The sequence below is a fragment of the Nonomuraea sp. NPDC004354 genome (assembly GCF_053602555.1).
In genome coordinates this window covers 84,184-91,209 of the sequence record NZ_JBSGDV010000027.1, presented here as the reverse complement: position 1 = coordinate 91,209, position 7,026 = coordinate 84,184, and the positions used below count along the sequence as shown (strand labels likewise).

The following is a 7,026-nucleotide window of genomic DNA, read 5'->3' as shown; positions in this document are numbered from 1 at the left end:
CCGCTACGACAAACGCGCCTACATGTTCCTGGGAACCGTCACGGTCGCAGCCTTGGTCATCTGGCTCCGCACGTGATCCAGGAAACAGCTCCTAGCTCGCGGGAGTGCCGGCCCAGCGATTCCGCAGCTTCGTTGAGGGACAGCGACCGGTCCAGCCACGTGGCACGCCTCGGCGAGGATGCTGGTGTCGGCGGGCTCGACGTCCAGGCCAAGGTGCTGTGGCGGATGGTCTACGCCACCTCCAGCGCCCGCGACAGCTCCTCACATGCCGATCAATATGGTGAAATGGCGATCAAGCGACCTCCCGCGTAGTGACACGCTACCCAGGCCACCGGCACTGTGCGGGGACGATGGGTGACAGCCGGAAAGGCAGTGTCAATGTCCAGCGCGCAGTTGTACGACACCATCGGAGCCACCTACACCGTGACACGGCGCACGGAACCGCGCATCGCCGCGCGGATCTGGGCTGCGCTCGGCGATGCCCGGACCATACTGAACGTCGGGGCGGGTACCGGGTCGTACGAGCCCCCCGACCGCCACGTCCTCGCGGTGGAACCGTCGGCGCTCATGCGTTCGCAGCGTCTCCCGGGCGCGGCGCCGTGCCTGGTCGGATCTGCCGAGAGCCTGCCGTTCGATGACCAGTCCTTCGACGCCGCGATGGCTGTTTCCTCCATTCATCACTGGCAGGACCCGATTGCCGGGCTGCGCGAGCTGCGGCGGGTTGCTCGCCGCGTGGTGGTGTTCACGCACGACACCAGCGACACCGGATGGCTTCATCGGTTCTGGCTTACTCGCGACTACCTGCCTGAGGTCGCGGACCTCCTCGTCGGCCGGCCTTCGGTGTCCGAGCAGGCCGGCGCGATCGGAGCCCGGATGGAACCGGTGCTCATCCCGTGGGACTGCGCTGACGGCTTCTTCGAGGCCTACTGGCGTAGGCCGGAGGCGTACCTGGACGAGAATGTCCGTCGCGGGATATCGGTCTGGGCCAGGGTCGGGCCGGACGCCGAGCAGCGCGCAGTGCGCAGCCTCCGCGACGACCTCGCATCCGGTCGGTGGGCCGAACGCAACCACGACCTCGTCGATCTCGACGCGGCAGAGCTTGGGCTTCGCCTGCTGATCGCCTGAACCCGCCACCGGCTCGCACCGGTCAACGGTCCTTGAACCCCGAAGCCCGGGCAATTGCGGTTGGGTCTTCGTCCCGAGGACCGTTGTCAGCCTTCTGCCAGCCCGTGCCGGTAGGCGTAGCGTGTCGCGTCGCTGCGGCTGCGAGCTCCGATCTTGGCGAAGGTGTTGTTGATGTGCGTTTTGACCGTCGACTCGCCGATGAACAGCGACGCGGCGATCTGCTGGTTCGTCATGCCTTGTGCGATGAGCTTCAGAATCTCGACCTCCCGGGGGGTGAGCCCGTCGGGGTTGCCCCAGCGATCTGGCGGTACGGGGTGGAGCGGGCCTGGCCGTAGCATGGCCGCCACAAGGCGCCGGGAGACGGCGGTGTCGAAGGTGGACTGACCAGACGCGGTGGCGCGGAGAGCCGCTGCGATCTCGGCTCGGCCTGCGTCCTTGGTCAGATAGCCGCGGGCACCTGAACGAAGGGCCGCCGCGATCGAGTCATCGTCGGCGTACGTGGTCAGGACCAAGACCGCGACCTGTGAATGCTGCCGGGTGATGCGCTGTGTGGCTTCCACCCCGTCCATCACCGGCATCCGCAGGTCCATCAGCACAACGTCAGCAGAGGTTTCCTCCAGCAGCCGAAGCGCGCCCTCGCCGTCGCCCGCCGAACCGACGACCTCGACGTCGTCCAGCAGCCCGAGCAGGGCCACCAGGCCTTCCCTGACGATCTGCTGGTCGTCTACAACGATCACGCGGATCATCGTGGTGTCGCTCACGCCGGTACCTCCGCGACCACCTGCCAGCCACCCCACTTCTCCGCAGCGGTGAGTTGACCACCCACGAGGGCGAGCCGTTCGCGCATGCCGGTCAGTCCGTACCCCACAGGGCGCGCGCTGGGGTCGCCTTGAGCCGGTTCGGGAATGGACTCGTTGCGGACCACGAGGTTCACGGTATCGACGTGGTAGTCGAGCCGAACCGTGATCGCGGCGTGCGGGGCGTGCTTGGCGGCATTGGTGAGCGCCTCCCGCGCGGTGCGCACCAGGCAGACGGTGACGGCCGGCGGCAGTGAGCGCGGCGTCCCGCCGACCTCGGCGTGAACGACCGCTGAGTGGTTGCCGCGATGAGCTTCCACAAGCTGAGCCAGCGCCTCGGCCAGCGGCGGTATGTCCTCGCGCAGCGCGGCCACCGCGTGTCGTGCCTCGGACAAGCCCTCGACGGCCAGCCGACGGGCCCGCCGTACTTGTTCCAACCCGCCGTCCAGGTCGTGCTTCTCGCTCAGCAGCGCGTCGGCCAGTTCCAGTTGCACGCCCAGGGCACCGAGGGAGTGCGCGAGGACATCGTGGAGTTCGCGGGCGATCCTGGTCCGTTCGTCCAACGCGGCGGCTCGCGCGTGCTCGGCCTGGGCGCGCTGAGTCTGTTCCAGCAGCCGGTGGGCGTGCTCGGCCTGGACACGGTACTGCCGCCGGCTGAGTCCGAGCACGACGACGACCAGCATCACCGCGGCGTTGCCGAACGCGTCACTGGCTGATCGCTCCGAGAACACGCACGACAAGGTGGCCGCCATGACCGTGGCACCCGTCATCGTAATGATCACGAGTGGGCTCGGCCGCGTGTGCATGGAGAAGGCCACCAGCCCGACACATGACATGATCATCGCGGTGCCGTCGGCGGTCGAGCCGACAGCCGGCGCCGCGGCCAATGCCGAGGCGCCCAGCACGACGAGGGCGCTCGTCGGCGCTCGTCGCTCCAGGAAAACGAAGGCCGCCCAGCCGGCCAGGCTCAGGCTCAGCAGCGTCCAGGTGATGTCGGTGAGCATGCCCGAACGTGCCGTCAGCGGGGCGGCCACCATCATGATCGTGCCGACCAATCGCTCAACTCGCCATCCTGGTGACAGGTAGACCCGCCAGGACGGCCGTTTCGCCTGGCGCGGCGCGTCGATCATGTGGTGGCTCCCGGGACAGGACGTTCGTCAGTGGCGAAGGTTGGCGATGAGTTCAAAGGCGAGCAGCCGGTAGGCGAGGAACCCCACCAGAACAACCAGCCCCACGACAACCAAGGCGACTATAGACTTTCCGCCCACTTTTCCCCCATTCGTGCCGAGAACCCAGCTCATGACCACCTTGATGAGGTCGAGCCGGTTCGCGTCTCGTCTGTTCATGTGACGGAACCGTACGGATCAGGCAAGTGATCGCCACACCTCCGCGGGATGGAGATCGGGGTGGAGCTCGGGTGGAGAGGCATGCCGACCGCCCCACGTTTCCGCGCCCAAGGTCGTCCTCTGACGCGGCTGCCACCAGCCGCCGCCGTACACACTGATACCGCGGACAACTCGCCACCGACCTCGCCTGGCAAGATCGGTTTATGGCTGGGCAATCGGTGACGTTGAGCAAGATCGAGCTCGCCGACTGGCGAGCCGTCCACTCCTGGGCCGCCCTCAGCGAAGTCTGCCGCTTCCAGACCTGGGGACCGAACACTGAGGAGCAAACACGCACGTTCGTGGCGACCGCCGTCGACGCCTGGTCGCATACACCTCAGCAGCGGTTCGCCTATGTCGCGCGTCTCGAGGGTGTCGTGGTCGGCATGGGTGAGTTGCATGTCCGGAGCCAAGAGCAACGTCAAGGTGAGATCACCTATGTCGTGCACCCTCGGTTCTGGGGCCAGGGGTTGGGGACCGCGATAGGCAATGAGCTACTCGCGTGTGGGTTCGAAAAGCTCAACCTCCATCGGATCCATGCCACCTGTGACCCTCGGAATATCGGATCGGCTCGGGTGCTCAGCAAGCTCGGCATGACGTGGGAGGGACGGCATCGTCACACACAGCTGATCCGAGATGGATGGCGAGACTTCGAGCTGTTCAGCATCCTCGAGGACGAGTGGCGCGCCGGAGCTGCACCAGTACGTGCGCGAACTCGGCGGGCGCCTCCTCCGAGCTGACCGAGGAGCCCGGCCCGGTGCTTCCGGAGGTCTGCCCGCCGGCCCGACCCTCAGTACACCTCGATCCTGTTGGCGTTGATGTCGTCCAGCAGGCGGATGCTTCTGCTGTACCGCTCGGCGGTGTCGGAGCCGACCGGCAGCGCGGCCGTGTCCTGGGCGTAGAGCACCGCGGCGCGCACGGTGCCGGGGCTGGAGCTGATCGCGGTGTCGGCGTTGATGCGCCTGGTCGCCAGGTTGAAGTACGTGCCCAGGAGGTGCTCGGTGAGCACGCTCTTCGGCGAGTTGTCGGCGGTGAAGGCCACCGTGATCTCGGCGGCGGTCAGGGCTCCGCCCCGGTCGGTGTCGTAGCGCTGGTCGGTGGCCTGGATACGGGCCAGGAACTCGGCCGTCCACTGGCCGGCGTGGTTCTTCCAGAAGCCCTTGGAGCGCGGATCGCGGGTGGGCGGCACTGCCGTGACCCCGGTGGTCGCCGAGGCGGTGACCGGGGCGAAGGTGCACGCCCCGCCGGCGTTCTTGTAGCGCACGGACACGTCGCTCGTGTACGTCGTGCCCGCCGGGGCCAGCAGTGTCGGCCGCGCGGTGAAGACGATCGCGCGGTCGCCGGACCTGGCAGGGACGGCGCCCACGTTCCAGACCAGGGTCCGGGTGCCGTCGTCGTTGAGCGTCACCGAGTCGGGTCGGGGGCCCGTACCCAGGTCGAGCGCCTGGCTGTAGTAGACGCCGGACGGGAGCGTGGCGGTGACGACGGTGTCGGACGCGGCGCCGCCACCGGTGTTCGCGTACGTGACGGTGTAGGTGACGGCCTCGCCGGCGTTGACCGTGGGGGTCGCGGTCTGGTTCACGGTCAGGACCGGGGCCCGGACCGTGGTGGTGGCGCGGTCGGTGTTGTCGTCGGTGTACGGGTCGGGGATGCCGTCGGTGTCCTTGCCGGTGACCGTGGCGGTGTTGGAGACCACGGTGCCGTCGGTCGTGGCGCAGGGCACCCGGTAGGTGAACGGGGGTGTGACGGTGTGGACGGCGCCGTTGGCCAGGTCCGGGAGCGAACGGTGGTGCGCGGTGCCGTCGGGAAGCGTGTCGGTCACCGAGAGGGCGGTGGCGGTGCCGGGGCCGAGGTCGATCACGGTCACCGTGTAGGTCACGGTGTCGCCGCCGACGGCCTCGGTCCGGTCGGCGGACTTGGTGAGCTTGACGTCGGCCTGCTGGAACCTGGCGCGGATCATCTGCGCGGTGAGTTCCTGCGGCAGGCCGCGGCGCGCGCCGTCGGCGAAGAACCTGGCGTTGAGGCGGGGGTTGTACTGGATGTTGGACCAGTCGTCGAAGCCGTGCAGGTCTTCCAGGTCCTTGTCGGGGCACTCGTCCAGGATGCGGGTGATGTTGGCGGCGGTCTCGCCCTGTCTTGTGCCGTTTCCGTTCCAGTCGATGAATCCGTTGGTGGCGGCCACCGTTCTGGGCTTGCCGCCGACGCCGTACACGATCTGGCGATCGGGGCTCGCGTACACCCCGGAGTTCTCGTCGAGTTCGCTCTCCGGCAACGACACGGTGAGAGCCGTGCCCCTGGCCGAGCTGCTGTAGTCCAGCGGCCGGATGGGGTCGTAGTCCTGGAACTGGTAGGAGTAGTTCATCACGCTGAGGTAGTTGGGTTTGCAGTTGACCTTTTCGTCGCCGCCATGGCCCAGACCCAGCGTGTGTCCCAGCTCGTGCATGAAGGTGGCCTTCTCGGCGTTCACCCGCCCGCCCAGTTCCTGGAACTCCTTGGGGGTGAACACGCCCATCGTGACGACGAAGTCGTTGCCACCTCGGGGGCTGGTGGGGTCCCACTCGGCTATGCCCGACCCGTTGGTGTTCCCGTCCTCGTCCTCGACGCGGTCGCCGAAGATCATGTAGCGGTACACCATGTTCTTGGCCTTCAGGATGTTCGCGCAGTTCGGGCTGGAGCGGTCGGCGGCGGTGCCGAAGGCGCCCGCGCAGGTGCTGTTCCGCGCGCCGTTCTTGATGAAGCTGAAGTTGTCCTGTTGTCCGTCGTTGTCCGGGACGAAGCGGAGCACGGGCACGTGCGGCAGTTCCTCGTCGATGTCCAGCATGTGGAGCCCGACTCCCAGGTACTTGCCGCCCGGGTACGGATCGACCGGTGCGCGGTCGAACGCGCCGACCACGTCCAGGAGGCCCAGGTAGTCGGGCCGGAATCCGGTCATGTAGTCGACCTCGACGAACAGGTCCTTCCGGTACGGCAGGGCGTTGTACGGCGGGTCGCCCAGCGGCAGGTCCACGGTGCCGTCGATGTTGGCGTCGAGACCCAGACCGGGTGTCTCCCAGGCGTTCTGTATGCCGTCGCCGTCGCTGTCGCCGCCCGCGTTCCTCGCCAGGTCGAGGCAGTGCGGGGTGGTGATGGTGAAGTACCCGCGGGCCGAGTCGACGCCGCCGGCCTCGCTCTGCCCCGTCAGAGACAGGATGCCCGCCCCCTGCTGGGCGGTCAGGCCGCCGCCGGTGAAGACGCAGGTGTTCAGATCGAACGTGATGTCCAGGTCATCTCCGGGCTGGCCCCAGTCGATGGGGTCGTCAGGGGTCGCGTCGTCCTGGTCCCACAGTTCCAGGTGGATGTCGATGGGGTTGTGGGTGCTGTCGACCTTCTCGCTGTGGACCCAGTTGGTCCTGAAGTCGGGACCGTGGGCGCAGCAGAAGTCGGCCTTGCCGTCGAAGTTCTTGCCGTCGATCCGGAACTTCGGGTAGTAGTCGTTCGGGCACGACTCGCCTGCCCCCTCGCCGCACTCCACCTCGACCACCCGGTACAGGTGGACGGTGACCGTCACATCCTCGGCCTGGGCCGCGGTGGGCGCGAGATACGCCAGCACCACGAGCAACGCGACCAGCGATCGAGCCAACCATCTCATGGCGCGGTCCTCTCCGAGCTGTCCGGATCCCGATGATCGCCCGAACGGACCCTTGCGGCATGAGTAGGCCCATACTCAATCCCGAAGCACTCCC

Annotated in this window: 7 protein-coding genes; 3 read left to right on the top strand and 4 right to left on the bottom strand. The window is 67.6% G+C overall.

The genetic code is table 11. The features are described from left to right. Positions 1 to 159 precede the first annotated feature (159 nt). Both ACWENQ_RS42085 and ACWENQ_RS42080 read left to right on the top strand, forming a co-directional pair. Positions 160 to 312, top strand: coding sequence for a hypothetical protein (locus ACWENQ_RS42085; RefSeq protein ID WP_449922937.1), 153 nt, complete (start codon positions 160 to 162; stop codon positions 310 to 312). A 66-nt stretch (positions 313 to 378) separates the two neighbouring features. Further along, complete coding sequence (locus ACWENQ_RS42080) at positions 379 to 1,125, top strand: class I SAM-dependent methyltransferase (RefSeq protein WP_452419310.1); 747 nt, start codon at positions 379 to 381, stop codon at positions 1,123 to 1,125. Between the two features lie 86 nt (positions 1,126 to 1,211). Here ACWENQ_RS42080 and ACWENQ_RS42075 read toward each other — a convergent pair whose 3' ends face one another. Genes ACWENQ_RS42075 through ACWENQ_RS42065 form a run of 3 tightly spaced genes read right to left on the bottom strand, consistent with a single transcriptional unit; the run spans position 1,212 to position 3,268 of the window. Beyond that, positions 1,212 to 1,886 carry a response regulator gene (locus tag ACWENQ_RS42075; RefSeq protein WP_452419309.1) on the bottom strand — a complete coding sequence of 225 codons (675 nt, stop codon included), beginning with the start codon at positions 1,884 to 1,886 and terminating at the stop codon, positions 1,212 to 1,214. Then, positions 1,883 to 3,052 carry a sensor histidine kinase gene (locus ACWENQ_RS42070; RefSeq protein WP_452419308.1) on the bottom strand — a complete coding sequence of 390 codons (1,170 nt, stop codon included), beginning with the start codon at positions 3,050 to 3,052 and terminating at the stop codon, positions 1,883 to 1,885. Before ACWENQ_RS42070 ends, ACWENQ_RS42075 begins: the two co-directional genes overlap by 4 nt. Positions 3,053 to 3,079: 27 nt before the next feature. Continuing rightward, on the bottom strand, positions 3,080 to 3,268 hold the full coding sequence (locus ACWENQ_RS42065; RefSeq protein ID WP_449922948.1) for a hypothetical protein: 189 nt from the start codon (positions 3,266 to 3,268) through the stop codon (positions 3,080 to 3,082). Between the two features lie 224 nt (positions 3,269 to 3,492). Here ACWENQ_RS42065 and ACWENQ_RS42060 point away from each other — a divergent pair, with 224 nt between their 5' ends. Continuing rightward, positions 3,493 to 4,044, top strand: a complete 552-nt coding sequence (locus ACWENQ_RS42060; protein WP_452419307.1) for a GNAT family N-acetyltransferase — start codon at positions 3,493 to 3,495, stop codon at positions 4,042 to 4,044. 50 nt (positions 4,045 to 4,094) lie between these two features. On the opposite strand, the gene ACWENQ_RS42055 is transcribed toward ACWENQ_RS42060, so the two are convergent. Then, the gene (locus ACWENQ_RS42055; protein WP_452419306.1) at positions 4,095 to 6,932 is read right to left on the bottom strand and encodes a DUF7507 domain-containing protein; all 2,838 of its coding nucleotides are present in this window, start codon (positions 6,930 to 6,932) and stop codon (positions 4,095 to 4,097) included. Positions 6,933 to 7,026 lie beyond the last annotated feature (94 nt).